Source organism: Thermohalobaculum sediminis, assembly GCF_023487995.1.
In the GTDB taxonomy this organism is placed as follows: Bacteria; Pseudomonadota; Alphaproteobacteria; order Rhodobacterales; family Rhodobacteraceae; genus Thermohalobaculum; species Thermohalobaculum sediminis.
Genome location: NZ_JAMFKN010000004.1, coordinates 207255 through 233307, shown reverse-complemented (window position 1 = coordinate 233307; position 26053 = coordinate 207255). Strand labels below are relative to the sequence as shown.

The 26053-nt window shown below is 70.6% G+C and carries 27 protein-coding genes; 11 read left to right on the top strand and 16 right to left on the bottom strand.

Features of this window, described 5'->3' with window-relative positions; genetic code table 11:
• Position 1: 1 nt before the first annotated feature.
• The 12 genes from lpxA to M1105_RS10765 all read right to left on the bottom strand — a co-directional run bounded on the left by lpxA (position 2) and on the right by M1105_RS10765 (position 11644).
• A complete protein-coding gene (gene lpxA, locus M1105_RS10820; protein ID WP_249580377.1) occupies positions 2-790 on the bottom strand; it encodes an acyl-ACP--UDP-N-acetylglucosamine O-acyltransferase in 789 nt (262 codons plus the stop codon).
• Positions 787-1284, bottom strand: coding sequence for a 3-hydroxyacyl-ACP dehydratase FabZ (fabZ, locus tag M1105_RS10815; RefSeq protein ID WP_249580376.1), 498 nt, complete (start codon positions 1282-1284; stop codon positions 787-789). Before fabZ ends, lpxA begins: the two co-directional genes overlap by 4 nt.
• A 123-nt stretch (positions 1285-1407) precedes the next feature.
• Complete coding sequence (locus M1105_RS10810) at positions 1408-2145, bottom strand: OmpH family outer membrane protein (RefSeq protein ID WP_249580375.1); 738 nt, start codon at positions 2143-2145, stop codon at positions 1408-1410.
• 1 nt (position 2146) lies between these two features.
• A complete protein-coding gene (gene bamA / locus M1105_RS10805) occupies positions 2147-4486 on the bottom strand; it encodes an outer membrane protein assembly factor BamA (protein ID WP_249580374.1) in 2340 nt (779 codons plus the stop codon).
• Between the two features lie 79 nt (positions 4487-4565).
• The gene (gene rseP / locus M1105_RS10800) at positions 4566-5909 is read right to left on the bottom strand and encodes an RIP metalloprotease RseP (RefSeq protein WP_249580373.1); all 1344 of its coding nucleotides are present in this window, start codon (positions 5907-5909) and stop codon (positions 4566-4568) included.
• A gap of 21 nt (positions 5910-5930) precedes the next feature.
• Positions 5931-7103: a 1-deoxy-D-xylulose-5-phosphate reductoisomerase gene (dxr, locus tag M1105_RS10795; protein ID WP_249580372.1), complete on the bottom strand. Its 1173-nt coding sequence runs from the start codon at positions 7101-7103 to the stop codon at positions 5931-5933.
• A gap of 57 nt (positions 7104-7160) precedes the next feature.
• Entirely contained in the window at positions 7161-8006 is an 846-nt protein-coding gene (locus M1105_RS10790) for a phosphatidate cytidylyltransferase (protein WP_249580371.1), read from the bottom strand.
• A 15-nt stretch (positions 8007-8021) separates the two neighbouring features.
• The gene (locus M1105_RS10785; protein ID WP_249580370.1) at positions 8022-8765 is read right to left on the bottom strand and encodes an isoprenyl transferase; all 744 of its coding nucleotides are present in this window, start codon (positions 8763-8765) and stop codon (positions 8022-8024) included.
• 72 nt (positions 8766-8837) lie between these two features.
• Positions 8838-9401, bottom strand: a complete 564-nt coding sequence (gene frr / locus M1105_RS10780; protein ID WP_249580369.1) for a ribosome recycling factor — start codon at positions 9399-9401, stop codon at positions 8838-8840.
• Positions 9402-9437: 36 nt separating this feature from the next.
• The gene (gene pyrH / locus M1105_RS10775; RefSeq protein ID WP_249580368.1) at positions 9438-10178 is read right to left on the bottom strand and encodes a UMP kinase; all 741 of its coding nucleotides are present in this window, start codon (positions 10176-10178) and stop codon (positions 9438-9440) included.
• A gap of 83 nt (positions 10179-10261) precedes the next feature.
• On the bottom strand, positions 10262-11209 hold the full coding sequence (locus tag M1105_RS10770; protein WP_249580367.1) for an aminotransferase class IV: 948 nt from the start codon (positions 11207-11209) through the stop codon (positions 10262-10264).
• A gap of 36 nt (positions 11210-11245) precedes the next feature.
• The gene (locus M1105_RS10765) at positions 11246-11644 is read right to left on the bottom strand and encodes a hypothetical protein (RefSeq protein WP_249580366.1); all 399 of its coding nucleotides are present in this window, start codon (positions 11642-11644) and stop codon (positions 11246-11248) included.
• Between the two features lie 137 nt (positions 11645-11781).
• Between M1105_RS10765 and M1105_RS10760 the strand changes: the two genes are divergently transcribed.
• From M1105_RS10760 to modC, 5 genes are all read left to right on the top strand, one after another.
• Positions 11782-12798: an Ldh family oxidoreductase gene (locus M1105_RS10760; RefSeq protein ID WP_249580365.1), complete on the top strand. Its 1017-nt coding sequence runs from the start codon at positions 11782-11784 to the stop codon at positions 12796-12798.
• Positions 12795-13166 (top strand): winged helix-turn-helix domain-containing protein, encoded by a 372-nt coding sequence (locus M1105_RS10755; protein WP_249580364.1) that lies wholly within the window; start codon positions 12795-12797, stop codon positions 13164-13166. Before M1105_RS10760 ends, M1105_RS10755 begins: the two co-directional genes overlap by 4 nt.
• A 66-nt stretch (positions 13167-13232) precedes the next feature.
• Positions 13233-14015 (top strand): molybdate ABC transporter substrate-binding protein, encoded by a 783-nt coding sequence (gene modA / locus M1105_RS10750; protein WP_249580363.1) that lies wholly within the window; start codon positions 13233-13235, stop codon positions 14013-14015.
• A 16-nt stretch (positions 14016-14031) separates the two neighbouring features.
• The gene (gene modB, locus M1105_RS10745) at positions 14032-14709 is read left to right on the top strand and encodes a molybdate ABC transporter permease subunit (RefSeq protein WP_249580362.1); all 678 of its coding nucleotides are present in this window, start codon (positions 14032-14034) and stop codon (positions 14707-14709) included.
• On the top strand, positions 14709-15827 hold the full coding sequence (gene modC / locus M1105_RS10740) for a molybdenum ABC transporter ATP-binding protein (protein ID WP_249580361.1): 1119 nt from the start codon (positions 14709-14711) through the stop codon (positions 15825-15827). Before modB ends, modC begins: the two co-directional genes overlap by 1 nt.
• On the opposite strand, the gene M1105_RS10735 is transcribed toward modC, so the two are convergent.
• The gene (locus M1105_RS10735; protein ID WP_249580360.1) at positions 15815-16264 is read right to left on the bottom strand and encodes a MaoC family dehydratase; all 450 of its coding nucleotides are present in this window, start codon (positions 16262-16264) and stop codon (positions 15815-15817) included. The genes modC and M1105_RS10735 overlap by 13 nt on opposite strands.
• Complete coding sequence (locus M1105_RS10730; RefSeq protein WP_249580359.1) at positions 16261-17031, bottom strand: SDR family oxidoreductase; 771 nt, start codon at positions 17029-17031, stop codon at positions 16261-16263. The genes M1105_RS10735 and M1105_RS10730 overlap by 4 nt, the downstream gene beginning before the upstream one ends.
• A gap of 171 nt (positions 17032-17202) precedes the next feature.
• Here M1105_RS10730 and M1105_RS10725 point away from each other — a divergent pair, with 171 nt between their 5' ends.
• Positions 17203-17661, top strand: a complete 459-nt coding sequence (locus M1105_RS10725) for a c-type cytochrome (protein WP_249580358.1) — start codon at positions 17203-17205, stop codon at positions 17659-17661.
• Positions 17658-17981 carry a c-type cytochrome gene (locus M1105_RS10720; protein ID WP_249580357.1) on the top strand — a complete coding sequence of 108 codons (324 nt, stop codon included), beginning with the start codon at positions 17658-17660 and terminating at the stop codon, positions 17979-17981. Before M1105_RS10725 ends, M1105_RS10720 begins: the two co-directional genes overlap by 4 nt.
• A 10-nt stretch (positions 17982-17991) precedes the next feature.
• Here the strand turns inward: M1105_RS10720 and M1105_RS10715 are convergent, their stop codons facing one another.
• Both M1105_RS10715 and M1105_RS10710 read right to left on the bottom strand, forming a co-directional pair.
• A complete protein-coding gene (locus tag M1105_RS10715) occupies positions 17992-18459 on the bottom strand; it encodes a DNA polymerase III subunit chi (protein ID WP_249580356.1) in 468 nt (155 codons plus the stop codon).
• An 8-nt stretch (positions 18460-18467) separates the two neighbouring features.
• The gene (locus tag M1105_RS10710; RefSeq protein WP_249580355.1) at positions 18468-19958 is read right to left on the bottom strand and encodes a leucyl aminopeptidase; all 1491 of its coding nucleotides are present in this window, start codon (positions 19956-19958) and stop codon (positions 18468-18470) included.
• A 186-nt stretch (positions 19959-20144) separates the two neighbouring features.
• Between M1105_RS10710 and lptF the strand changes: the two genes are divergently transcribed.
• The 4 genes from lptF to M1105_RS10690 all read left to right on the top strand — a co-directional run bounded on the left by lptF (position 20145) and on the right by M1105_RS10690 (position 25997).
• Complete coding sequence (lptF, locus tag M1105_RS10705) at positions 20145-21293, top strand: LPS export ABC transporter permease LptF (protein WP_249580354.1); 1149 nt, start codon at positions 20145-20147, stop codon at positions 21291-21293.
• Positions 21290-22417, top strand: a complete 1128-nt coding sequence (gene lptG / locus M1105_RS10700) for an LPS export ABC transporter permease LptG (RefSeq protein ID WP_249580353.1) — start codon at positions 21290-21292, stop codon at positions 22415-22417. Before lptF ends, lptG begins: the two co-directional genes overlap by 4 nt.
• A 54-nt stretch (positions 22418-22471) precedes the next feature.
• Entirely contained in the window at positions 22472-24712 is a 2241-nt protein-coding gene (locus tag M1105_RS10695) for an LPS-assembly protein LptD (RefSeq protein ID WP_249580352.1), read from the top strand.
• A gap of 227 nt (positions 24713-24939) precedes the next feature.
• A protein-coding gene (locus M1105_RS10690) for an IS630 family transposase (RefSeq protein ID WP_249580351.1) occupies positions 24940-25997 on the top strand; the annotation gives its coding sequence in 2 pieces (ribosomal slippage) (positions 24940-25432 and positions 25432-25997; 1059 coding nt in all).
• Positions 25998-26053 lie beyond the last annotated feature (56 nt).

Below are 26053 nucleotides of genomic sequence, written 5' to 3'. Positions count from 1 at the left end.
CTCAGACCTCGCGCGGGGTGCAGAAGCTGCGGGCACTGTCGGCGAGGATGAAATCCGTGATCAGCCGCACCGGCGCGATATCGGCGAATTCCTCGGCCGCGCGGGTTGCACGCTCGGTGAGCGAGCCTTCGCCCGAGAAGATCACCCGATAGCCCGCGCGGATCGCGTGGATGGTCTCGCGGTCGAAGCCGCGGCGCTTGAGGCCCACGAGGTTGAGGCCGCCGAGTTCCGCCCGGTTGCCAATGACCGAACCGAAGGGGATCACGTCCTTCTCGACCCCCGACATGCCGCCGACCATCGCCTGCGTGCCGATCCGCACGAACTGGTGCACGGCGCAGAGCCCGCCCAGGAACGCGAAATCGCCGACCTCGACATGGCCCGCCAGCGTCGCGTTGTTCGCGAGGATCACGTTGTTGCCGATGCGGCAATCATGCCCGACATGGCTGCCCATCATGAAGAGGCAGCGGTCGCCCACCTGCGTGAGCATGCCGCCCCCGCTGGTGCCGGGATTGAGGGTTGCATGCTCGCGGATCATGCAGTCGCGGCCGATCTCGAGCCGGCTCGGCTCGCCCGCGTATTTCAGGTCCTGCGGCTGGTGGCCGACCGAGGCGAAGGGCCAGACCCGCGTGCCCGCCCCGATCCTGGTGCGCCCCGCCACCGCGACATGCGAGATCAGTTCGACGTCCGGCCCGAGCTCGACCTCGGCGCCGACCACGCAGTAGGGGCCGATGCGCACGTTTTCACCGAGGCGCGCGCCGTCCTCGACGATCGCGGTCGGATGGATCCTCACGCGCCACCGCCGCCGCGGCGGGCGTCGTTCTCGTCAATGATCATGGCCGAGAACTCGGCCTCGGCGCAGATCTCTCCATCGACCTTGGCCTCGCCCCAGAACTTCCAGATCTTGCCGCGCCCGCGCAGGATCGAGACATGCAGCTCGAGCACGTCGCCCGGCACAACCTTGCGGCGGAAACGGGTCTTGTCGAGGGTCATGAAATAGACCAGCAGGTTCTGGTCGATCTTGCCCAACGTCTCGACGACCAGGACGCCCGCGGTCTGGGCCATCGCCTCGACGATCAGCACGCCGGGCATGATCGGCTCGACCGGGAAATGCCCCTCGAAATGGGGCTCGTTGGCCGAGACGTTCTTGATGCCGGTGGCCCGCTCGCCGAGCCGGATGCCCACCACCTTTTCGATGAGGAGAAACGGATATCTGTGCGGGATCATGCGCTTGATCCGCGCCAGATCCGCCACGCCATCCGCCTGCGAACTGATATCCTTCTCCATGGCGCTCCTCGGCACGAACCCCCGCTCCGGCCTCTGGTGATGGCAAGGCGGGCTGACAAGGTCAAGGGTCAATGCCGCGCGCCCTGTGGCACGGCGCGGTGTCGGGCGCGGCGCAACGGCGCCTCAGTCGGCGACGGAGCCCTGCGGCCCCGGACCGGGCGCCGCGGGGATGTCACCGGCGCCGGCCCCGCTCGTCCCTTCGACGGCGTCGGGCTGCGACGGATCGGCGCCCCCGCGCGTGCCCGGCTCGTCCGGCATGACCACGACGGGGACGCTCACGCGCTGGTCGTAGAGTTCGATCACGCGCCCCGTGACGTCGATCGCGGGATCTGCGACGAGCACGCTCGCCGCGTCGAGGATGGCGATCGCGCCGCGCTCGGTCCGCACCTCGTCGAGGATTGGCGCGAGCGCATCGACAAGCTGGCGCCGGGCGTCGCGGTAGGCCCTCTGCAGCGAGGCCGCGAGGCTCTGGGCGCGGCGGCGCTCCTCGCGCACGCGCTGGTCGAAGGCGGCGACCCTCCGCTCGAACTCCTCGCGCGGAAGGGCGGCGCGCAGCCGGGTGAGCTCCTCCTCCTCGGCGGCGAGCTCGGCCTTGACCGCGTCGATGTCGCGCTGGAGCGCCTCGGTCGCGGCGACTTCGGACTCGGCGAGCCGCCGCGCGGCAGCGGCTTCCTCGAGCACGCGCCCGCGCGACACCACGAGAATCCTCGGCTCCTGCGCCCGCGCGGCTGGCGCGAGCGGCAGGCCGGCCGGCGGAGAGAGTTGCAGAATCAGCGCCGACAGGCCCGCGAGCGCGACGCGCCGAAGGCCGCGCCTCTGGCCGATCGACGCCGTGGAGCCGATCGTCGGCCCGCCCGCCACGTCAGAACCGGGTTCCGACCGAGAGCCGGAACAACTCGTCTTCGTCGAAGCTTTCGTCGATCACCGGCACGCCCAGGCTCAGTTCCAGCGGACCAAACGGCGTGTCGATGAACAGGAGCCCACCGGCCGCGACCCTGAGGTCGAGCCCGTCGTCGATCACCGTGGTGCCGTAGGTCGTGCGATCGAGTCCCCAGACCGTGCCGGCATCGACGAAGGCACCGCCAAAGATTCCCAGTTCCTCCGGCAGGCCGAGCGGGAATGACACCTGGAACCGCGCCGCAAGCAGGAAGTTACCGCCAAGCGCATCGTCGGTGTTGAGATCGCGGGGCCCGATGCCGCGCTGCGCGAAGCCGCGGAGGCTGTCGGAGCCAAGGAAATAGCGCTCGGTCACGCGGGTATCCGGCCCGAAGCTGTAGATCGCGGCGCCCTCGAGCTCGAGGCTCGCGACCACCGCGTTGTCGAAGAAGCCCTGCCAACCCTTTGCGGTCGCCCGCGTCCGCAGGAAGCGCGAGTCGCCGCCGAGGCCCGCGACCTCCTGGTCGAGCGTCAGCAGATACCCGTCGCTCGGCTCCAGCACGTCGTTGCGCTGGTCATAGGTCAGGCGATAGCCGACAAGCGAGGTCGTCCGGTCGCCTTCGTCCGCCTTGATTGCCGGCGAGGCGTCGATTCCCACCGTGATGTCGTCCCAGAGGAAGCTGTAGCGCAGCCCGATATTTGTCCGCTCGCCGAGCGGGAAGCCGACGCCGGGCGTGAAGCCGGCGCGCGCCTGCTCGAAGGACGACTCATCCGAGACGTCGTCGTCGAGGTAGAAGACGCGCATGCTCGCCGACAGGTCGCGGTCGAGGACCCGCGGCTCGACGAACAGGAGGTCATAGAGCTGGGTATCGCCTGCCGCCGTCACCGCCGCCTGCACCGTCTGGCCGCGACCGAGGAAGTTGCGTTCGGTGACCGCGACGTTGCCGATCGGCCCCACCGAGGTCGAGAAGCCGATGCCGAAGCTGATCGAGCCGGTCGAACGCTCGGTCACCTTGACCTTGAGGACCGCGCGATCTTCCGCCGAGCCCTGCACGGCCTCGATCTGCACGTCGCTGAAGAAGTTCAGCGCGCGGATCTCGCGCTGCGCGTCGCGCACGCGGCGGGCGTCGAAGGCATCGCCTTCCACGAGGTCGATCTCGCGCCGGATGACGCGGTCGAGCGTGGCGGTGTTGCCCTCGATGTCGATCCGCTCGATGAAGATGCGCGAGCCCTCGATAATCTCGAAGGTCACGTCGACCGTCAGCGCCTCGGCATTGCGGCTGGGTCGGGGGCGGACCTGCACGAAGGCGAAGCCCTTCTGGCCCGCGAGATCGGTCATCTCGTTGGCGATCTTCTCGACGCGCGTGGCGTTGTAGGTGTCGCCCGAGAGATCCGCCGGAATGAGCGCGCGGAAATCCTCGGGATCGAGGCCGCGGGCCGAGACGCTCACGTCAAGGTTGCCGAAGTTGTAGACCGGCCCCTCGCTCACCGTGAAGGTAATGAAGAAGCCGTCGCCGTCCGGCGCGAGCTCGGCGGTCGCAGAAAGCACCGTGAAGTCGGCGTGCCCGCGCTCGAGGTAGAACTGGCGCAGCAGTTCCTTGTCGAGCTCGAGCTTGTCCGGATCGTAGACATCGTCCGAGAGGAAGGCCGACAGGAAGCCCGATTCGGCGGTCTCGATCACGCCGCGAAGCCGGCGGTCCGAGAAGATCTCGTTGCCGACGAAGTCGATCGAGTTGACGCCGGTGAGATCGCCCTCGTCGATCTCGAAGACGAGGTCGACGCGGTTCTCGGGCCGCTCGATGATCACGGGCTCGACCTCGGCGCCATAGCGGCCGGTGCGGCGGTAGACCTCGATGATCGCCTGCGCGTCGGCCTCGGCGGTCGAGGGCGTGAATGGCAGGCGCGGGCGCAGGGCGATGATCTGCTGGAGATCCTCGTCCGAGAGCGCGTCGTTGCCCTCGAAGGCGATCTGGTTGATCGAGGGGTTCTCGACCACCTCGACCACGAGCGCCCCGTCCTCCTGCAACACCCGCACATCGCGGAACAAGCCGGTCTCGAACAGCCGGCGGACGCCGCGGTTGAGGGATTCGGCGGTAAGTTCCGAGTCCGGCGCGATCTGCATGTAGGCGAGGATCGTCTCGACCTCGATCCGCCGGTTGCCGCGCACGATCAGCGACCTGGACTGCGCCTGCGCCTGCGCGTGGGCCGGCGGCGCGCCGACGCCGCCGGGCAGGGGCGCGGCCGTCAGAACCACAAGGGGCAGCGCGGCACCCAAGACGGCCCGCAACACGGCGCGGGCGCGCAGGCCCAGTCTTGCTCGCGGCATTCTCACCCTCCCTGCCAGCGGCACCCCATGCGTGCGGGGAGCCTGCTGTCAGCGCCTGTCCCGATGGTCCGTTGCGGCCCTAGAGCCTCGCCAAGTCATTATACGTTGCAAACACCATGAGCAACAGCACGAGCGACAACCCGATCATCGTCCCCACGCGGATCGCCGCGTTCCCGACCGGCCGGCCGCGCAGGGCCTCGGCCGCGTAGAACATCAGGTGGCCGCCGTCGAGCACAGGGATCGGGAAGAGGTTCAGAAGGCCGATCGAGGTCGAGATGATCGCGATGAGATAGACGAAGGACATCAGCCCCTCCTCGGCCTTTTCGCCCGAGATCTGCGCGATGCGGATCGGGCCGCCAAGCTGGCCCGGGTCGGCGTTCGCGAAGATCAGGTCGCCGACATAATTGATCGTGCCCGTGACGATGCGGGTCGTCTGGGCGAAGCCCGACTCGAGCGCCTCGCCCAGGCCGCGCGGCTCGAGCGTCGGGTCGATGCCGCCAAGGCCGATCGCGCGGATGCCGATGGTGGGAAGTGGCTGGGTCTCGCCCGTCACGGGGTGCGGGCGCTCGACCATGTCGGGCATGAAGCGAAACGTCATCAGCTCGCCGTCCCGGGTGACGTCGATCACGATCTCCTGGCCCGCGGGCTTGGCGGCGGTCACGAGTTGCAGGTCGTAGAAGCTCGCCACCGGCTGGCCGTCGATGGCGACGATCACGTCGCCCGCGACCAGCCCCGCGCGCGAGGCAGGCATGCCGGGATTGACGTAGTCGATGCGCGACGCGAGCCGGTAGCTCACGGGCACGGCGAGCTTCTCGCCGTCGCGCTCGACCTCGACCTCGACCTCGGCGCCGTTCGCGCGGACGAAGGCTGCGATGATCTCGCCGAAGGTCTCGACCGGCTGGCCTGCGACAGCCAGAATCCGGTCGCCCGGCCGGAGATCGACCTGGCCCGCGAGTTCGGGGCGCAGCTCCCCGATCACCGGAGCGTTGCTGGCCCTGCCAACCGCCAGCGCGAGCGCAGCGAAGATGACGAAGGACAGGATGAAGTTGAACATCGGCCCCGCTGCGACCGTTGCCGCCCTGCGCCACAGTCGCGCGTTGTGGAACGCATGCTTGCGCTGCTCGGGCGTCAGGTCGCCGTCGTCGGCCTTGCCGGCGCTGGCGGGGTCCATGTCGCCCACGAAACGGACATACCCGCCCAGCGGCAGCGCCGCGATCTGCCAGTGCGTGCCGCGCCGGTCGGTCCAGCCGACCAGCTTCGGCCCGAAGCCGACCGAGAACACCTCGGCGTCGATGCCGCACCAGCGGCCGACGATGTAGTGGCCGTATTCGTGGACGAAGACGACGATGCCCAGCACGACCAGGAAGGGGACGATCGCGCCGAGCGCACCCCCGACGAACGGGACGGCGGACAGCAGCTCCATGCGATCACTCCCCAGGCTGCATCAGGCGGCGAAGCGCCCGACAAGCTCGCGCCCCACCCGGCGCGCCGCCGCATCCGCGGCAAAGACATCATCGAGATCGTGCGGTGCCGGCAGATCGTCAAGCCGGTCCATCGTATCGGCCACCAGCCCCGCCATGTCGAGGAACCCGACCTGGCCGCCGATGAAGGCGTCGAGCGCGACCTCGTGCGCGCCGTTGAGCACGCAGCCCGCTGCCGCGCCCCGGGCCATCGCCCGCCGCGCGAGGCCGAGCGAGGGGAAGCGCTCCTCGTCCGGGGCCTGAAAGTCGAGCCGCCCGAGGCGGGCGAAGTCGAGCCGCTCGACCGGCAGGGCCGCGCGCTCGGGCCAGGTCAGCGCGTGGCCGATGGCGACGCGCATGTCGGGCGGCCCCAGATGCGCGAGGATCGAGCCGTCGCGGAAGCCCACCATCGAATGGATGATCGACTGCGGATGCACGATCACCTCGATCTGGTCCGGCGCCACGTCGAAGAGATGCGAGGCCTCGATCATCTCGAGCGCCTTGTTGAACATCGACGCCGAGTCGATCGAGATGCGCGCGCCCATCGACCAGTTGGGATGCGCCACCGCCTCGGCAACGGTCACGGCGGCCATCTGCGCGCGGCTGTGGTTGCGGAACGGGCCGCCCGAGGCGGTGAGGATCAGCCGCTCGATGGGGCAGTCGCGATCGGCGGCGAGGCACTGGAAGATCGCATTGTGCTCGCTGTCGACCGGCAGCAGGCGCGCGCCGGAGCGGGCGATCTCGGCGAGGAAGACGGCGCCGGCGGCGACGAGGCATTCCTTGTTCGCGAGCGCGATGGTCGCGCCGGTGCGGGCGGCGGCAAGGGTCGGCGCAAGGCCGGCCGCCCCGACGATCGCCGACATCACCCAGTCGGCCGGGCGCGCCGCGGCCTCGGCAAGGGCCTCGGGCCCCGCCGCCGCCTCGATGCCCGACCCCGCGAGCGCGGCGCGCAGATCGTCGAGGCGGGTCGGGTCGGCGGTGACGGCGACCTCGGCGCCCAGCGTCCGGGCCGATGCTGCGAGCCCCGCGATGTTGCCATTGCCGGTGACTGCGACGGTGGCGAAGCGCTCGACCCCGAGGCTTTCGATCACCGCGACCGTGTTGCGCCCGATCGAGCCGGTGACGCCGAGGATGCTGACCCGTTTTCGCTCTGCCATCGTCGTTCCCGTCCGCGCCGCCGAAGCGGCATGCATCTTCATCGCATCCGGGCCGGCTCAGGACCAGATGAAAACCGTCTGCCCGCGCCACAGCGTGACCGCCGCAACCACCAGCGTCGCCGCCGTCAGCCCGTCGAGCCGGTCGAGCACCCCGCCATGGCCGGGCAGGATGCGGCCCGAATCCTTGACGCCGAAATGGCGCTTGACCGCCGACTCGGCCAGATCGCCCGCCTGCGCGAGCACTGAGCACGCGGCCGAGACGGCGCAGACCTCGCCATAATAGGTGCCGGTGGTCGCCCAGGAAAAGACGCCGCCCGAGAGAACCGCGAGCGCCACCGCGCCCGCCGCGCCCGACCATGTCTTGCCCGGGCTCACCCGCCGCCACAGCTTCGGCCCGCCGAACATCCGGCCCGCGAAATACCCGCCGATGTCTGACGAGGCAACGACCAGCACGATCCAGAGGCAGGCCAGCACGCCGAAGGGGTCGGTCAGCCGCAGCCACAGGAAGGCTAGGCAGGCAGCCCCGAGACAGGCCGGGCCAAGCGCCGCCCAGACCGCGGCCGTCCCCCGGCCGGCGACGATCTCTTGCCCGGCCGACGCGGCGGCCACGAGGCCGAGGACCCCGAGTCCCGCGCCCCACCCCCCGACATAGCCCGCCGCGACCGCGCCTGCGGCGCCGAGAGCCGGCAGGGCCGCGCCGAGGCCCGGCGGCGCCCCGCGATGTCGCGTGATCGCGTCCCATTCCCAGAGCATCAGCGCCGCGAGCCCGGAGGCCAGCGCCGCCGACCAGATGCCGCCGAGCGCGAGCAGCGCGAAAGCCCCCCCGCCCGCCACGGCGGCCGAGAGAACCCTTGCCCGGAGGTCCGCAAAGCGCGGTCCGGGGCCGGTCGCGGCGGCGGACATCGGCCGCGCGCCCCGTCAGACCGCGGCGCTGACCGCGCCGAAGCGGCGCTCGCGGGCCGCGAAGTCCTCGAGCACCTCGCGGAACCGCTCGGGCGTGAAGTCGGGCCAGCATTCCTCGACGAAGGCGTATTCGGCATAGGCCGACTGCCACAGCAGGAAGTTCGAGATCCGCATCTCGCCGCTGGTGCGGATCACGAGGTCGGGGTCGCCGACCCCCGCGGTCCAGAGATGGCGCGCGATCGTCTCCTCGGTGATCGCCTCCGGATCGAGCCGGCCCTCTGCCGTCTCGGCGGCGATGGCGCGCATGGCGTCGAGCAACTCGGCCCGCGAGCCGTACGAAACCGCGATCTGGAGCACGAGCCCCGGGTTCCGTGCGGTCCGCATCTCCAACTGCGCCATGGTGCGCCGCAGATCCGCGGGCAAGCGGTCGCGCTGACCGATGAAGCGCACGCGGGCGCGCATTTGGTCGAGTTCGTCCACCTCGCGCACGACGAAGCGCCGGAAGAGGCGCATGAGCACCTGCACCTCGTAGTCGGGCCGCCGCCAGTTCTCGGTCGAGAAGGCGAACACCGTGAGCGAGCGAAGCCCGAGGTTCGAGGCCGTGCGCACGATCTCGCGCAGGCGGTTCACGCCGGCGAGATGCCCTGCCGAGCGCGGCAGGCCGCGCCGCTGCGCCCAGCGCCCGTTGCCGTCCATGATGATCGCGACATTTGCCGGCATGCCGACCTTGCCCGGCGCCGCGGTCTCGTCAAGCTGCATCCTGCCCACCCTGGTCCCGGCCCGGCCGCCTGCACCGACGCCGACCGCGAGGGCCGGGCGATGCGCGAGGCGTCAGACCTGCATGATCTCGGCCTGCTTCGTCTCGAGCGCGTGGTCGACCTTCTTAATCGCCGCATCGGTCATGGACTGGATCTCGTCGTGCCACAGCTTCTGGTCGTCCTCGGACATGCCCTGCGCCTTGGCCTTCTTGATCTGGTCCATGCCATCGCGGCGAATGTTCCGAATCGCGACACGCGCCTGTTCGGCATACTGGCCGGCAACTTTGGTCAATTCGCGGCGGCGCTCCTCGTTCAGCTCGGGGATCGGCAGGCGCAGCAGCGTGCCATCGACCACCGGGTTGATCCCGAGGCCCGAGGCGCGAATAGCCTTCTCGACCTTGCCGACCAGAGACTTGTCCCAGACCGCGATGGTGATCATGCGCGGCTCGGGCACGTTGATGGTCGCCACCTGGTTGATCGGCGTGGTCGCGCCATAGGCGTCGACGGTGACCGGATCGAGCATGCTAGCCGAGGCACGGCCGGTGCGCAGGCTCGCGAACTCGGTGCGGAGCGCCGCGAGCGCCCCGTCCATGCGGCGCTCGAGGTCGTCGGTGTCGATCTCGATGTCTTCGGACATGCCCGTCTGTCCCCTTCTGTCGTCCCTCGCGCCCGGTCAGGGGCCTACCACCGTGAAGCGTCCGCGGCCATAGAGCACATCGCTCATCGCCCCCTCCTCGCGCAACGAGAACACCACGATCGGCAGGGTGTTGTCACGCGCGAGCGCGATGGCCGAGGCGTCCATCACCTTCAGGTTCTTCGCCAGCACCTCGTCATAGCTGATGCTGTCGTAGCGCTCGGCCTTCGGGTTCAGCTTGGGGTCACTGTTATAGATGCCATCGACGCTGGTGCCCTTGAAGATCGCGTTGCAGTTCATCTCCATCGCCCGCAGCGTTGCCGCCGTGTCGGTGGTGAAATAGGGATTGCCGGTGCCGGCGGCAAAGATCACGACGCGGCCCTTCTCGAGATGCCGGATCGCCCGGCGGCGGATATAGGGCTCGCAGACCGTGTCCATCGGGATCGCCGACTGGACGCGGGTGTGGATGCCGATCCCCTCGAGCGCCGACTGCATGCCCAGCGCGTTCATCACCGTCGCCAGCATCCCCATGTAGTCGGCCTGCGCCCGGTCCATGCCCTGCGCCGCGCCCGACAGGCCCCGGAAGATGTTCCCACCGCCGATCACGAGGCAGAGCTCGATACCCCGCTCATGGGCCCGCTTCACCTCGAGCGCGATGCGCTTGACGGTGGGCGGGTGCAGGCCGAAGCCCTGGTCGCCCATCAGCGCCTCGCCCGAGAGCTTGAGCAGGACGCGGGCGTAGAGGGGGGCTGTGTCGGCGGCTGCGGCGCTCTCGGTCATGCGGCTCTCCCCCCCTCGCGTGCGGTCGCGCGGACCATGTCCGAAAGCGGTCCCCGATGCAAGGCGGCTGACGCGCCGGCGTCTCAGGCGTAGGCCACCTGGTCGCGCAGGGCGGGGCGGCGCGTCATCTCCCAATAGCGTGCGCGCAGCGCCTCGCTCGCCGGGCCGGGCGCGCCGTTGCCGTAGACGCGGCCATCAACCTGCACCACAGGCACCGGGCCGCCGGCGGTGGTGGCGGTGAACACCTCGTCGGCCTCGATGAACTCGGCCAATGGCAGATCGCGCACCTCCGCCGGGATGCCGAGCTCGGCGGCGGCCTCGAGCACGGTCTGCCGCGTGATGCCCTCGAGACAGTGCCCGCGGGGCGTGATCAGCCGCCCGCCCGCGATGCAGAACACGTTGAAGCCCGGCCCCTCAGAGAGGTTGCCCGCGTGGTCGGTCAGCACGGCACTGTCCGCGCCGTGGTCATAGGCCTCGAACAGCGCCTGCGTGAAGTCGCCCCAGTGGTAGTTCTTCACCCGCGGGTTCACGCTGTCCTCGGGGATGCGGTGGACGGACTTCGAGACCCAGAGGCGGGCGCCGCGGGCCTCGACCTCGGCCGGAATCACCCGCAGATAAGGCACGCACCAGGCGTAGAAATGGTTCGCGCAGGCGCGCGGGTCGCGCGCGCCGGGGATCGCGGGCGTGCCCCGGCTGGCAACCATCGCGACATAGGCGTCGCGCAGCCCGGCCCGCGCCACGATGGCGTGAAGCGCCGCGCGGATCGCCGCGTCGTCCTCGGGGATCGCGAGCCGCAGCGCCGCGCGCGAAGCGGCAAAGCGCTTCAGATAATCGGGCAGCCGGAAGAAGGCGCCGTCCAGCACCGGCACGACGTCATAGGTGATGTCCGAGCGGGTCAGCCCCCAGTCGGTCACGCCGATCCGGGCCTCGGCAATGGGCACGATCTCGCCGCGGATGATGGCGGCGCCCTTCGACCAGTCCTGCATCCCCCGCTCTCCCTGCCGCTGCGTCTGCGGGAGGGTGAGCGGCATCGCCGGTCGCTGGCAAGGGTTTCGTCGCGGGTGGGCTCAGCGCCGGCGGGACTCGAGCTGCGCGAGGATGCGGCGTGCGGCGATCAGCCGGGGGGCCTGCCGCGCCAGCGCCGCGGGGGCCGAGGCCATCGCCGCCGCCATCGCGGCCGCATCGAGCGCGAGTCCCGCGCCGCCGATCGCGAGCCCCGCCCCCTCGCGCGCACCGCGCCGGGCTTCCTCGGCCCAGAGCGCCCCGTCGATCGCGAGGCAGGCAAGCGCGAGCGGGATGCGTGCCGGGGGTGGCGCGACCATCACCACCGCGGCGCCAAGCCGACGCGCCGTCGCCAGCGCCTCGCGGTTGCGGCTCACCCAGCCGGGGCCTCGCACGCGGCGCGCCTCTTCGCCTCCCGGGGTGCCGGGGGGCAGGGTCTCGGCGGGCTCGGCCTGACCATGCATCGCGCTGGGGCTCCTGCATCCATTCGGGGCAATGTAATGCCGAAGCGCGGCGCATGGAAGCCGGGCCCCGCGCACATCCTTGCGGGGCCGGGCAGGCAATGGTCTAGTCGGTCGCGCAGGATGAGGGAGGTCGGGCGATGGCGAGCGCGCGCGAGACGATCACGCTGGACGAGGCGCGGGAGCTGGCGCTGTCAGCGCTGACCCGGCACGGCTGCGACGCTCCGAATGCCGAGGCGGTTGCAGGCGTCATGCTGGCGGCCGAGGCAGACCGGGCCGAGAGCCATGGCCTGTTCCGCCTGCCCGGCTATGTCGCCTCGCTGAAATCGGGCAAGGTCGATGGCGGGGCCCGGCCGTCCGTCACCCGCCTCGCGCCGGGGGTCGTGCGGGTCGACGGGCGCGGCGGCTTCGCGCCGCTCGCGATCGAGATGGGCCGCGCGCCGCTGATCGAGGCCACGCGCGAGCAGGGCATCGCGGCCCTCGCGCTCGTCGACATCCACCATTTCGCGGCGCTCTGGCCCGAGGTCGAGGCGCTGGCCGAGGCAGGGCTCGTGGCGCTTGCCTGCACCTGCGCGACGCCGATGGTGGCACCGGCGGGGGGCACGAAGCCCTTCTTCGGCACCAACCCGCTCGCCTTCGCCTTCCCGCGGCGCGACGCGCCACCCGTGGTGTTCGACCAGGCATCCGCCGCAATGGCGCGGGGCGACGTGTCGATCCATGCCCGCGAGGGCAAGCCGGTGCCCCCCGGAACGGGCCTCGGCCCCGACGGCCAGCCCACCATCGACCCGGCCGAGGTGCTGAAGGGCGCGCAGCTTCCCTTTGGCGGCTACAAGGGCTCGAACATCGCGCTGATGATCGAGCTGCTGGCTGGCGCGCTGATCGGCGAGGTGTTCAGCTACGAGGCCGGGCAGCGCGGCCCCAAGGATGGCGGCCCGCCGGTCGGGGGCGAGTTGATCCTTGCGCTCGACCCCGACCGCTTCGGCGCGGGAGCCTGGCGCGACCGGGTCGAGAACCTGCTGGCCGAGATGCTGGCCCAGCCGGGGGTGCGCCTGCCCGGTGCCCGGCGACACCGCAACCGGCGCGAGACCGGACGCACGGGCATCGACGTGCCTTCGGCGCTGCTCGCCGAGATCCGCGCGCTTGCGGGCGGGGAATGAGGCGGGGCAATCGCAGGACGGGCATCAGGCTGCGCGTCGTGCTCGCGCCCGGCATCGCGCTCGGCCCCGGCAAGGCAGACCTGCTCGAGGGCATCCGCGACACTGGCTCGATCGCCGCGGCGGGGCGCCGGCTGGGGATGAGCTACAAGCGCGCCTGGCAGCTCGTCGAGACGCTGAACGGCTATTTCCGCGAGCCGCTGGTCGAAGCCTCGAAGGGGGGCAGCCATGGCGGGGGCGCGGCGCTTACGCCAATGGGCGCCGAGGTGCTGGCGCGCTTCCGCCGGATCGAGGCCAGCGCCGCCGCAAGCGGCGCGGCCGAGATCGGGGCGCTGGGCGTGCTGCTTCCCGATATGTCCGAATGGAAATAGCGATTGCCCCCGACTGCGGTTCGCGGCACGCTCGGCCCCGGAATCGAGGGCGAGGGAGCTTGCTCAATGGGCCGCAACGGCGGCAATCCGTTTCTGCACCTCGCGGGCGCCCTGATCTTGGCGGCGGCGCTCGCGATGGTGCCGCAGCGGGCCGGGGCTGCCGACGCGCTGATCGCGGTCGCGACCAACTTCCTCGACACCGCCCGGGCCGTGGCCGAGGGGTTCGAGGCGCGGACCGGGCATCGCGTGACCTTCACGGCGGGCGCGACCGGCAAGCTCTACGCGCAGATCGCGGCGGGGGCGCCGTTCGACGTCCTCCTCGCGGCGGATCAGGCGCGGCCGGCGCTGCTCGAGGCCGAGGGCCGGGCAGTGGCCGGCTCGCGCTTCACCTACGCGACCGGACGGCTTGCGCTGTGGAGCGCCGATCCCGCGCGGGTCGGCCCGGACGGCGCAGCGGTACTGGAGGCGGGCGACTTCCGGGTGCTCGCCATCGCCAATCCCGACCTTGCGCCCTACGGGATCGCGGCCCGCGAGACGTTGCAGTCACTGGGGCTCTGGGACAGGCTCGGCCCCCGGGTGGTGATGGGGCAAAACATCGGACAGACGCTGGCGCTGGTCGCGACGGGAAATGCCGAGCTTGGCCTCGTCGCGCTCGCAGCCCTTCGGGCGCCGGGCTCGACGCTTGGCGGCAGTGCGTGGGAAGTGCCGGCGGACCTGCACGCGCCGATCCGCCAGGACGCGGTCCTGCTGGCCCGGGGTGCGGAGAACCCCGCGGCGCGGGCGTTCCTCGACCACCTGCAGGGCCCCGAGGCGCGCGCCGTGATCGCCCGCTTCGGCTACGGCGGTTGAACGGACGGGGCGCGGCATGGAGCTGAGCGACCTCGGGCCATTGTGGCTGACCCTGCGGCTCGCGGCTGTCACGACGCTCGCGCTCCTCGTGATCGGCACGCCGCTTGCGTGGTGGCTCGCCTTCACCCGGGCGCGCATCCGCCCGGCGGTCGAGGCGGTCACTGCGCTGCCCCTGGTCCTGCCGCCGACGGTGATGGGCTTCTACCTGCTGGTGCTGATGAGCCCCGACACGGCGCTGGGCGGCGCGTGGGTGCGGCTCACCGGCGACACGCTCAGCTTCAGCTTCACCGGCCTCGTGGTCGCCTCGGTGGTCTACTCCCTGCCCTTCATGGTCCAGCCCCTGCAATCGGCCTTCGAGGCGGTCGGGCGCGCGCCGGTCGAGGCCGCGGCGACACTGGGCGCGGGGCCGCTCGACTGGTTCCTGACGGTGGCCTCGCCGCTCGCCTTCCGCGGCTATCTCACCGCCATGGTGCTGACCTTCGCGCATACGATCGGCGAATTCGGCGTCGTGCTGATGGTGGGCGGCAACATTCCCGGCCAGACGCGGGTGATCTCGATAGCGGTCTACGAGCATGTCGAGACGCTCGACTACGCCGCCGCGCACGGGCTTTCGGCCATCCTGCTGGGCTTTTCCTTCGTCGTGCTGCTCGCGGTCTACGCGATGAACGGCGGGCGGCTGGCGCGGGCGCGCTGATGGCGGCGGGGTTGCGCATCGACGTGCGGGCGCGCCTCGGGGGGTTCGGGCTCGACGTTGCGCACGCGTTTGCGCTGTCGGGCGTGACCGCCCTCTTCGGGGCAAGCGGGTCAGGCAAGACCACGCTATTGCGCATCATCGCGGGGCTCGAGGACGCGGCCGACGGCGAGGTCTCCTTCGCGGACGAGATCTGGCTTGCCACCGCGCGCGGCATCCGCGTGCCCGCCCACCGGCGCGGCGTCGGCGTGGTGTTCCAGGACGCGCGGCTGTTCGCGCATCTCGATGTGGCAGGGAACCTGCGCTACGCGTTGCGGCGCGCACGCCGCAACGGCCCGGCGCCCGGTCTCGAGGCCGTGGCGGCGGCGCTCGACCTCGGGCCGCTGCTGGCGCGCCGGACGGGCGCTCTCTCGGGCGGCGAGCGGCAGCGGGTGGCGATGGGGCGCGCGCTCCTGTCATCGCCGCGCCTCATGCTGCTCGACGAGCCGCTGGCCGCGCTCGACAACCGCCGAAAGGCCGCGATCCTGCCCTACATCGAGCGCGTGGTGCATGAATTCGGCGTGCCCGCGATCTATGTCACCCACGCGATCGACGAGGTGGCGCACCTGGCCGACCGCATCGTCGTGCTGGCCGAGGGGCGCGTCGCGGCGACCGGCGATCTGCCCGAGGCGCTGGAGCGGCTCGACCTCCAGCCCCTGACGGGGCATTTCGAGGCGGGCGTGGTGCTGGAGGTCCGGGTCACGGCGCAGGACCTCGCGCACCGGCTGACCCATGTCGATTTCGGCGGGCAGCCGCTGGTCATGCCGATGCTGGACCTGCCGCTCGGCGCCGAGATCCGCCTGAGGGCGCGGGCGCGCGACGTGTCGGTGGCGACCGAGCGGCCGCGCGGCCTCTCGATCCGCAACGTGATCGAGGGTCGGGTCGCCGCTATTGCGCTCGAACCGGACACGGCCTTTGCCGAAGTCGTCCTCGAGACGCCGGGCGGGCCGTTGCGCGCCCGGCTCACGCGCCTCTCGGTCGAGGAACTGGGCCTCGGGGTCGGCCAACCCGCCTTCGCGCTGATCAAGTCGGTGGCCTTCGACCGCCGCGTGCTGCCGCGCGGACCCGGTCAGGCGGGATAGACCAGCAGCACGTTGCGCGCGACGAAGGCGGGGCGCGAGGCGCCTTCCAGCTCCATCACGCTGTCGATGCCGAGGCGCAGCCCCTCGCCCGCCGGCTCGACCGACGCGAGCGTCTGGCGCAGCCGCACCCGCGCGCCCGCGGGGACGGGCGTGACGAAGCGCAGCCGGTCGAGCCCGTAGTTGATCCGCCGCCCCTCGCCCCGCAGCCGCCAGCGCGATTCGGCCAGCCGCGGGATCAGCGAGAGGGTGAGGTAGCCATGCGCGATGGTGCCGCCGATCTCGGCGGTCGCGCGCGCGACGTCGACATGGATCCACTGGTGGTCGCCCGTCGCCGCCGCGAAGGCGTCGATCATCGCCTGATCGACGGTCAGCCAGCCCGAGAGGCAGATTTCCTGCCCGACCAGCCCCGCGATCTCGTCGAACCCGATAAGTCTCACATCTTCACCGACATGCCGCCATCGACCGTGAGCACATGGCCCGTGACATAGCTCGCCCCCGGCGCGCACAGGAACACCGCGGCCGCCGCGATCTCCTCGGACCGGCCCCAGCGGCGCATCGGCGAGCGGGTGGCGAGATAGTCGCCGACCGTGGCATTGCCGACCCATGCCTCGTTCGCCTCGGTCGCGAAGAAGCCGGGCGCGATGGCGTTGACCCGGATGCCCTGGGCCGCGAACTCGACCGCATGGCTGCGGGTGAGCGCGGTCAGCGCGCCCTTGGCCAGCGTGTAGCCGGGATCGCCGCCCCCCGCGAGCGGCCCCGCGATCGAGGCGATGTTGAGCACCACACCGCCACCCGACCGGATCATGCCGGGCACGGCGAGGCGGGTCAGCGCATAGGCGGCGGTGGCGTTCACGGCGACCAGCCGGTCGACATCCTCGGGCGAAAGCTCGGGCGTCGGCCGGCGGTCGCGCAGGGTCGCGTTGTTGACGAGAATGTCCGGCGCCGAATGCGCCATCTCGAACCAGCGCGCGGCCGCGGCATGGTCGGTCACGTCGAACGGTGCCGCGGCTGCCGACAGCCCCTCGCCCGCCAGCACCTCGACGCGCCCCTCCAGCCGCCCCGCATCGCGGCCGTTCAGCCAGACATGGGCGCCCGCCTCGGCCAGCGCGCGGGCGATCTCGAAGCCGAGCCCGCGCCCCGCGCCGGTCACGAGCGCGGTGCGGCCGGTCAGGTCGAAACGGGCGAGATGCGCGAGATGGGTCATTGCCTCAGGGATAGCGCGCCCGCCCGCCGCCGCAAAGCCCCGGTGCGGCAGCCCGCGGGTCGGGCGTATCTCCGGGCGCGAAATTCTCGCGGCGGGCCTTGACGTGAATCATGGCCCGGCCCCGCGGATCGCGGCAATCCTGCTCTGAAGCCACCCCAGACGGAGACCGCCATGCGCCTGAGGCCCGCCCTTTTCCTTGCTCTCGCCGCGACGTTGCTGCCCGCCCTCCAAGCCGCCGCCGAGGGCGTCCAGCCAGCCCGCGCCATGAGCATTCCCGTGCCCGATGCCGAGCGCGGCCGGATCATCTTCGTCGCCAAGGGCTGCGTGGTCTGCCACGCCGTCAACGGCGTCGGCGGCAAGGCGGGGCCTGCGCTCGATGCCAGCGAGCCCGCGGGGGTGTTCGACCCGCTCGACTTCGCCGCCCGGATGTGGCGGGGCGCGCCCATGATGATCGAGTTGCAGGCGCTCGAGTTCGGCTACCAGATCGACCTCACGGCGAACGACATCGCCGATCTCGCGGCCTTCGCCGAGAACCATGAGATTCAGCGCAGGTTCACCGAGGCCGAGATCCCCGAGATCATGCGCGGCTGGACGCTCGAGGGCTACGAATTGCTGGAGAAGGCGGAATGAGACTCGTCACGCACCACATCGCCTGCCTGCTCGCCCTTGCTGCCGGAGCGCCCGCGATGGCGCAGGAGCCCGACATCGGTCGCGGACGCGAGCTTGCGGTCCGCTGGTGCTCCGACTGCCATCTGGTCGGCGCCGACGCCCCGGGCGGCGACGCGGGCCCCGCCTTCGCGACGCTTGCCCGCCAGCGCTCGGACGAGGGGCTGAGGGCATGGATCGCCGAGCCGCATCCGCCGATGCCGCAGATGGACATCTCGGCGCGGGCGGTGGACGAGATCTCGGCCTATATCCGAAGCCTCGGCGCCTGCGAGATCGGCTGCTGACGGGCAAGGTTCAACCGCCCGAGGCGGCCTTGCGCACCCAGCGCCCGCCGCTCTCCTGCGCCCAGTAGACTGCGGCGAGGCCCGCGCCGGTGACTGCCTTCCACTGCGCCCGGGCGCGGTCCACGGCCCCGGGGTCGTGGCCGTCGAACAGCACGGCGACGCTTTCCAGCGCGGCCATCTCGTCGGCGGGCGCCTCGGCCCCGTCGATCAGGAACAACGCCACGGCGCCATTCGGGATGGCCGGGCCGCAGGTGAGCCAGACCGGCTGGCGCTCCGCCATCGGGTCGCCGTCCCGGCCATGCGGCAGGAAGCCGTCGTCGCGCCAGGTCCAGAGCCGGGTGTCGAGCGATTCGATCCGCTCGGGCAGCGTGCCGCGCACCACCGCCCGCCAGCCGCGCTCGAGACAACGTTCCAGCATCACCGGCAGCGCCGCGTCGAGCGGCTGCTCGGTCAGGTGGTAGAAGCGGACCTCAGCCACGCGGCCCCTCAGCCCTCGTGCTCGGCGCGGATCAGGGCGTCGAGCGCTGCCACCCCCCAGCCGGTCGCGCCCTTGGGCGCGAGGTGGGTCCCGCTCGACGTCTCGGCCACGCCGGCGATGTCGATATGGATCCAGGGCATGCCGTCCTTGATGAATCGCGCGAGGAACTCGGCCGCCGTCACCGACCCTGCGGGGCGCCCGCCGGTGTTCTTGACGTCCGCCTTGCGCGACTTGATCTGCTCGGCATAGGGCTTGCCCAGCGGCATCCGCCAGGCGTCGTCGCCGGTGGCCTCGCAGGCAGCGGCGAAGGCCGAGGCGAAGCCGTCGTCGTTCGAATACCAGCCCGCCCGATGGTGGCCAAGCGCGATGATGATGGCCCCCGTCAGCGTCGCGAGGTCGATCACGCCCTTGGGCTGGAAGGTCTCCTGCGTGTACCAGAGCGCGTCGGCCAGCACGAGGCGGCCCTCGGCGTCGGTGTTGATCACCTCGATGGTGTCGCCCTTCATCGACTTGACGATGTCGCCGGGCCGCTGGGCGAGGCCGTCGGGCATGTTCTCGACGAGACCGACGACGCCGACGACATTGGCCTTGGCCTTGCGCAGTGCCAGCGTGCGCATGACGCCTGCAACGACGCCTGCGCCGCCCATGTCCATCGTCATTTCCTCCATGCCCGCGGCGGGCTTGAGCGAGATGCCACCGGTGTCGAACACGACACCCTTGCCGACCAGAGCGAGCGGCGCCTCGTCGGCCGCACCGCCCTGCCATTTCATCACGACGATCTTCGACTCGGACGCCGAGCCCTGCCCCACGGCGAGCAGCGCCCGCGCGCCGATCTTCTCGAGCTCGTCCTCGCCGAGGATTTCGACCTCGAGCCCCAGCCCCTGCATCGCCGCGAGCCGCGCCGCGAACTCGTCGGTGGTCAGCCGGTTCGCGGGCTCGTTCACCAGGTCGCGGGTGAAATAGATCCCCTCCGCCAGCGCCGCGTGGGGCGCTGACAGGCGCGCAAGAGTCTCGGGCCGGTCGGCCAGCACGGTGATCTCGCGCGGCGCCTTGGGGGCGTCGTCGTCGCTCGCGGTCTTGTATTCGCGGAAGTCGTAGAGGCGCAGCGCCACCGCTAGCACCAGGTCCGCGACCACGGCGTCGTCCGCGATGCCGCCCGTGGCGATCGTCACCGCCCCCTTTGACAGCGCCTTGGCGATGGCGCCACCGGTCTTGCGGGCGGACTGTCCGCCCGGCTCGCCCCCCAGCGAGGCCAGGATCACCGCACGCGCGGCCACGCCGCCGGGATAGGCGAAGGTTACCGCCATGCCGGCCTTGGCCTTGAAGTCCTCGTCTTCGATGGCGCGCGCGAGGGCCCCGCCCATCGCCTTGTCGAGCCGCACCGCGCCCGGCGCGAGCGCGCCCTCGCCATCGACGAAAACGACGACCGTGCCCTCGGCTGCGGCGAGATCGGCATCGGCCTCGGGCGCGAAGCGGATGGCGGGGGGCGTCGTGGTCATGATGGGAACTCCTCGGGGTCTGCCTCGCGACCAGACCTAGCCTGTCGCGCCGGCTCTGACCAGAGGGTGCGGCACCGCCGCGCGGCGCTTCGCATGAGCGGCGCGGACGCCATTCGTCCTTGCCCTGCGGGGGTCCGCGCACCATGATCCGCGCGACCCGAACAGACCTGACCGGAGCCCGACCGCGTGGCGCGCCTCGACACCTACATCATCCGCCAGATGATCGGCCCGTTCCTGTTCTTCGTGCTGGTCTTCACCGGCGTGATCTGGCTGAGCCAGTCGCTCAGGGTGATCGACACGGTGGTGAACAACGGCCAGTCGGGCTTGGTGTTCCTCGAGTTCACCGCGCTGCTGCTGCCCCGGGTGATGACCATCGTGCTACCGGTGGCGGCGTTCGCCGCGACGCTCTACGCGATCAACCGGCTCGACGCCGAGAGCGAGCTTGTCGTGATGTGCGCCGCCGGCGTCTCGCGGCTGCGCTTGCTGCGTCCCGTGGCGATCGCGTCGGGCGCGCTGATGGTGGTGGCCGCGGCGATCACGCTGTGGCTGGTCCCCGCGACCCAAGGTGAGCTGCGCGACCGCATCAGCCAGGTGCGGGGCGACGTTGCCGCCGCCTTCATCCGCGAGGGCGCGTTCCTGACACCCTCGCGCGGCGTCACCGTCTACATCCGCCAGATCGGCCGGCGCGGCGAGCTTCTGGGCGTGTTCGTCCACGACAAACGCGACCCCTCGCAGATCGCGACCTACACGGCCGAGCGGGCGGTGCTGCTGGACCACGGGTCGGGGCTGCGGCTGGTGATGTTCGACGGCGTCGCACAGATCGCGCGCGAGGGGACCGAGGAGGCCCTCTCGGTCCTGCGCTTCAGCCAGTTCGGCTATGACCTGTCGCAATTCACCGACACTGGCCCCGAACGCGACCGCAAGCCGAGCGAGCTCTATGTCGGCCGCCTGCTGACCATCGGCGCCGACGAGACCGGGGGACGCACGCTCGGCGAGTTCCGGGCCGAGGGGCACGAGGCGCTATCCTCGCCCCTCTACGTGCCGGCGCTGATGCTGCTCGCGGTCGCGGTCGTCGTGGTCGCGGGCTTCCGCCGGCGCGGCTTCAGCCGCCGCGTCGTCGTGGCGGTGGGGCTCGCGCTGCTGCTGCGGGTCAGCGGCCTCGCGATCAAGAGCATGGTCGCGGCCCAGGCGGCGTTCTGGCCCCTGCTCTACCTGCCGCCGCTCGCCGGCATCGCGGCTGCGATCTGGTTGATGTCGCGGCACGGCGCGCGGATGCCTGGGGCCGAATTGCAGGCCGCCCAGTCAACCGGCCTCGCGGCAAGGAGCCGCCGATGAGCCAGACCCTCTCGCTCTATATCCTGCGGCGCTTCCTCGGCATCGCGCTCGCGGCGTTCCTCGCGGTCTTCGCGCTCGTGGCGATCGTCGATCTGGTCGAGCTGATGCGGGCGAACCGGGCGGGCAGCGCGAGCTTCGCCGACCTGGTGATGATGGCGGCGATGCGGGCGCCCGCGATCACCATCACCGCCGCGCCCTTCACGGTGCTTCTGGCGTCGATGGCCTGCTTCGCCTGGCTCGCGCGCAGCTCCGAGCTCGTCGTGATGCGCGGCGCGGGCGTGTCGGTGTGGGTGATCCTCGCGCCGGTGGTTACGGCGGGCGTGATGCTGGGGGTCCTGTCGTTCGCGGTCTACAACCCGGTTGCCTCGGCGCTGGCGGGGCGCTTCATGCAGCTCGAGGAGCGGTTCTTCGGCCGTTCGTCCTCGTCGCTGTCGGTCTCGGCCGACGGGCTCTGGCTGCGGCAGGGCGACCAGGTTGGGCAGACGGTGATCAATGCCGCCCGCGCCTCGGGCCCGGTCGACCGGCTGTGGGACGTCTCGATCTTCCAGTTCGACACCTCCGACCGGCTGATCCGGCGGATCGACGCGCGTTCGGCGGCGCTGGGGGACCGTGTCTGGCGCCTCTCGGGCGTGCATCGCTGGGATTTCGGGACCGATGGCGCGATCGACGACACCCAGACAATGCAGCGCGAGACCGTGGCCGTCGTGACCGACGAGATGACAATCCCCACCGACCTCACGACCGAGCGCATCCAGGAAAGCTTCGCGCCGCCCGAGACGATCAGCTTCTGGAAGCTGCCCGAGTTCATTGCCGTGCTCGAGGATTCGGGCTTCTCCTCGGCACGGCACCGGCTGCACTGGCACGTGCTGCTCGCGGTGCCGGTGGCCTTCGTCGCGATGGTGCTGGTGGGCGCCGCGTTCTCGATGCGGCATGTGCGCTTCGGCGGCCTCGGGATGATGGCACTGGGCTGCGTCATCGCGGGGTTCGGCTACTTCTTCCTGTCCGACATCGCCCGCGCGTTGGGCGCATCGGGCGTGGTGCCGGTCACGCTCGCAGCCTGGGCCCCGCCGGCATCCGCGATGCTGCTCGCTCTCAGCTTGCTGTTGCATTTCGAGGATGGCTAAAAGGGGGCGCGGCCCGGCGCGGCCGCCGCAGAATCCGGGGGGATGGGTATGCCGATGACGCGCCGAATGAGCAGCCTCGCCGCGGCAGGCATTGCCATCTGCACGGCGACGGGTGCCGGCCATGTTCCGGCGCTGGCGCAATCCCCGATCGCTGCGCTCGGAGATGTGGCGATCGAGCGCGACCTGCCGGTCGCGCTGATCGCCGACGCGGTGGAATACGACGCCAACACTGGCCGCGTGATCGCGCGCGGCAATGTCGAGGTGTTCTATGGGGAGCGCACGCTGACCGCCGACGAGCTCATTTACGACAGCCGGGCCGAGCGGATCGAGGCGACCGGCAACATCATCCTGCGCGACCCCACGGGCGCAACGGTCTATGCCGATCTCGCCGATCTCGATGCCAACCTGCGCGACGGCCTGGTGCGCGGCGCCCGCGCGGTGCTGGGCGAGCGGGTGCGCCTCTCGGCGGTCGAGGCACGCCGGATCGAGGAGCGCTACAACACCCTCTCGAAGGCGGTCTACAGCCCCTGCGACGTCTGCGAGGAGGACCCGACGCCGCTGTGGCGGATCCGGGCGCGCAGGATCATCCACGACGAGGTCGAGAAGACCATCCACTACGAGAACGCAACCTTCGACCTGTTCGGCGTGCCGGTCGCCTGGCTTCCATACTTTCAGCACCCCGATCCGACCGTCGAGCGCGCGTCGGGCTTCCTCATGCCTTCGTTCAGGCAATCGGGGAACTACGGCTTCGGCGCGAAGCTGCCGTATTACGTCGTGATCGACGAACAGTCGGACATGACCCTCACCCCCTTCCTCACCACGAAAGACGGCGCCATCGGTGAGTTCGAGTATCGCCGGGCGTTCGAGCAGGGCTCGATGCTCTTCTCGGGCAGCCTGACACATACCGACTACACGGGAGATGCCGGCTTTCAGGGTCACGTCGACACCCGCGGGATCTTCCGGGCGGACTGGCTCGACCAAGGCGCGCGCTGGGGTTGGGACGTGCGGACGACCTCCGACGACGCCTATCTGCGCCGATTCGACTTCAGCGACGACGACACGCTGACCAGCGAGGCGTTCGTGCGGAACTACTGGAATTCGGGCTTCTACGACCTCTCGGGCATCTATTTCCAGTCACTGCGCGACAACGACCCGGCAGGCCAGATCCCGCGCGTCCTGCCGCGGGTCGAGGCGCGAAAGGAATACCCCGACCCCTATCTGGGCGGCGAGGTCGGCTTCTTCGCCGACACCCAGACCCTGTTCCGCAACAACGGACGGGACGTCACGCGCCTATCGGTCGGCGCCGACTGGGCACGCGAGGAGATCCTGCCCGTGGGCCTGGCGCTGCGAGGGTTTGCCGAGGTCCGGGGCGACCTGTTCGTGGTCAACGACGATCCCACCGTGGGCGACGAGACTTCGGTCCGCCTCGCGCCGCTGATCGGCGCCGAGGCGCGCTACCCGCTGATCTGGGAAGAAGCCGACGGCGGCAGCGCCCATATCGTCGAGCCGATCGCCCAGATCGTCGTCGCCCCGACCGGTCTCAACGACGCCAAATACGTGAACGAGGACAGCCAGCAGACCGAATTCGACGAGACCAACCTGTTCGACACCAGCCGCTTCTCGGGCATCGACGGCTTCGAGGAGGGCTCGCGCGCGACGCTGGGGCTGCGATACGAGCGGATCGTCGACGACGGCGTGCGCGTCGATGCCACCCTCGGACGCATCCTCCGGTTCGAAGAGGCCGACGAGTTCGACGCCGGGACTGGCCTCGACGGCCTGCGGTCGGACTGGGTCGGGGCGTGGTCGATGTCGTTCGGCAGCGCCTTCACCTTGCGGCAGAGGCTGCGCGTCGATGACGACCTGGACGTCAACCGCAACGAGCTCTCGGCGAACTTGTCCTACTTGGGGCACTCGGTGTCGGCGCGCTATGCGTTCCTGAGGGCGGACCCCGCCTCCGGAACGCCGGACGATCGCGAGGAAGTCGCGGGGTTCGTCGGTGTCCAGCTTACCCCCGAGTGGCGCGCGCGCGGCTATGTGCAGCGCGATCTGGAAGTGAAGGAATTCGTGCAGGTCGGTGGCAGCCTCCTGTACCAGAACGAATGCTGCGCGGTGGGGCTTTTCGTCAATCGCCGCTTCACGAACTCCGAGAACGCGCTCGCGTCGACAACGTTTGGCATCGAGATCGAGCTGCTCACGCTGGGCAGCGGCCGCTCGCTCCAGCCGCGCGATCCGTCGCCTCGCTTCTCAGGGCCGCGCAGCACGACCACGGAATTCGCCAAGATCAGGGGCGAATGAACCGCCGCGGCGGGCGTCCCCGAGCCGCGGACGAGAAAGGCCGCGAACATTCCGCACGCGCGCGCGGTCGGCTCCGCCTTCGCCTCACCGGCCAAGGCGTCGTGCCCGCAATGTTGTGGCGCGCCCGCTCAGATGTTTATACCGCGGCTCATTGACTCAGACTCTCCGGAAGGGGTTCTCCGCCGGTCGCGAGGGTGATTCACCATGGAAAACGGAGGAGGTTTTCCATGGCGGCAGCGCTTCCCTTGCGATCGGATCATTCTGCAGATGATCTGCGGCGCATTGCGCGCGACAGTGACGACGCGGATCAGACGCGGCGGCTGCTGGCGCTGGCGGTGATCCTCGACGGCGGGTCGCGCGGCGAGGCGGCCCGGACGGGCGGGGTCGGGCTCCAGGTCGTCCGGGACTGGGTGCTGCGCTTCAACGTCGGCGGCCCGGAGGCGCTAAGGACGCGGAAGGCGCGGGGCAAGCGGCCGATCCTGACGGACGAACAGCGCACGAAGCTGGCCGCGGCGATAGAGGCAGGGCCGAAACCCTATCTGGACGGCGTCGTGCGTTGGCGGTTGGTCGATCTGGCCCAATGGGCGCATGATGAGATGGGCGTCTCAGTGAGCCGCCAGACTCTGGGGCGGGGGCTGCGCGCCATGGGATTCCGGAAGCTCTCGGCCCGCCCGCAGCACTACGCCCAGGACGAGGACGCCCTCGCGGAGTTCAAAAAAACTTCCGCAGCGTCGTCACCGCCATCCGTATCGAGCATGGCTGGCCGCCGATAGAGATCTGGTTCCAGGACGAGGCAAGGGTCGGCCAGAAGAACAAGCTGACGAGACGGTTGGCGCGACGCGGGACCCGCCCTCGTGCGCCTCACGATCAGCGCACGAAATGGGCCTACGTCTCCGGCGCCATCTGCCCGGCGCAGGGAAAGGGCGCAGGCCTCGTCATGCCCTGGTGCGACACCCACGCCATGGCAGAGCATCTGAAGCTCATCAATGCCGAGGTCGCGCCAGGCGCCTACGCCATTCTGCTTCTCGATCAGGCTGGCTGGCATACGTCATCGAAACTCGCCGTCCCCGACACCATCACCCTCGTCCCGATCCCGCCGAGGTCGCCGGAGTTGAACCCCGTCGAGAACGTCTGGCAGTTCCTCCGGGACAATTGGCTCTCGAACCGCGTCTTCAGGAACGACGACGACATCATTGCCCACTGCTGCGACAGCTGGAACAAGCTCATGGAGCAGCCGTGGCGCATCTCGTCGATCGGGCGACGGACTTGGGCGCATGAGTTCTGATCAATGAGCGCTGGTATTAGTCCCGGAGTATAATGGGGTATCGTTCTGCCGTCACT

Excerpts from the sequence above, each read along its gene's own strand:
- fabZ (WP_249580376.1), bottom strand. The coding sequence starts at position 1,284 with ATGGAGAAGGATATCAGTTCGCAGGCGGATGGCGTGGCGGATCTGGCG.
- bamA (WP_249580374.1), bottom strand. The coding sequence starts at position 4,486 with ATGCCGCGAGCAAGACTGGGCCTGCGCGCCCGCGCCGTGTTGCGGGCC.
- rseP (WP_249580373.1), bottom strand. The coding sequence starts at position 5,909 with ATGGAGCTGCTGTCCGCCGTCCCGTTCGTCGGGGGTGCGCTCGGCGCG.
- dxr (WP_249580372.1), bottom strand. The coding sequence starts at position 7,103 with ATGGCAGAGCGAAAACGGGTCAGCATCCTCGGCGTCACCGGCTCGATC.
- M1105_RS10790 (WP_249580371.1), bottom strand. The coding sequence starts at position 8,006 with ATGTCCGCCGCCGCGACCGGCCCCGGACCGCGCTTTGCGGACCTCCGG.
- M1105_RS10785 (WP_249580370.1), bottom strand. The coding sequence starts at position 8,765 with ATGCAGCTTGACGAGACCGCGGCGCCGGGCAAGGTCGGCATGCCGGCA.
- frr (WP_249580369.1), bottom strand. The coding sequence starts at position 9,401 with ATGTCCGAAGACATCGAGATCGACACCGACGACCTCGAGCGCCGCATG.
- pyrH (WP_249580368.1), bottom strand. The coding sequence starts at position 10,178 with ATGACCGAGAGCGCCGCAGCCGCCGACACAGCCCCCCTCTACGCCCGC.
- M1105_RS10770 (WP_249580367.1), bottom strand. The coding sequence starts at position 11,209 with ATGCCGCTCACCCTCCCGCAGACGCAGCGGCAGGGAGAGCGGGGGATG.
- M1105_RS10765 (WP_249580366.1), bottom strand. The coding sequence starts at position 11,644 with ATGCATGGTCAGGCCGAGCCCGCCGAGACCCTGCCCCCCGGCACCCCG.
- M1105_RS10760 (WP_249580365.1), top strand. The coding sequence starts at position 11,782 with ATGGCGAGCGCGCGCGAGACGATCACGCTGGACGAGGCGCGGGAGCTG.
- M1105_RS10755 (WP_249580364.1), top strand. The coding sequence starts at position 12,795 with ATGAGGCGGGGCAATCGCAGGACGGGCATCAGGCTGCGCGTCGTGCTC.
- modA (WP_249580363.1), top strand. The coding sequence starts at position 13,233 with ATGGGCCGCAACGGCGGCAATCCGTTTCTGCACCTCGCGGGCGCCCTG.
- modB (WP_249580362.1), top strand. The coding sequence starts at position 14,032 with ATGGAGCTGAGCGACCTCGGGCCATTGTGGCTGACCCTGCGGCTCGCG.
- modC (WP_249580361.1), top strand. The coding sequence starts at position 14,709 with ATGGCGGCGGGGTTGCGCATCGACGTGCGGGCGCGCCTCGGGGGGTTC.
- M1105_RS10730 (WP_249580359.1), bottom strand. The coding sequence starts at position 17,031 with ATGACCCATCTCGCGCATCTCGCCCGTTTCGACCTGACCGGCCGCACC.
- M1105_RS10725 (WP_249580358.1), top strand. The coding sequence starts at position 17,203 with ATGCGCCTGAGGCCCGCCCTTTTCCTTGCTCTCGCCGCGACGTTGCTG.
- M1105_RS10720 (WP_249580357.1), top strand. The coding sequence starts at position 17,658 with ATGAGACTCGTCACGCACCACATCGCCTGCCTGCTCGCCCTTGCTGCC.
- M1105_RS10710 (WP_249580355.1), bottom strand. The coding sequence starts at position 19,958 with ATGACCACGACGCCCCCCGCCATCCGCTTCGCGCCCGAGGCCGATGCC.
- lptG (WP_249580353.1), top strand. The coding sequence starts at position 21,290 with ATGAGCCAGACCCTCTCGCTCTATATCCTGCGGCGCTTCCTCGGCATC.
- M1105_RS10695 (WP_249580352.1), top strand. The coding sequence starts at position 22,472 with ATGACGCGCCGAATGAGCAGCCTCGCCGCGGCAGGCATTGCCATCTGC.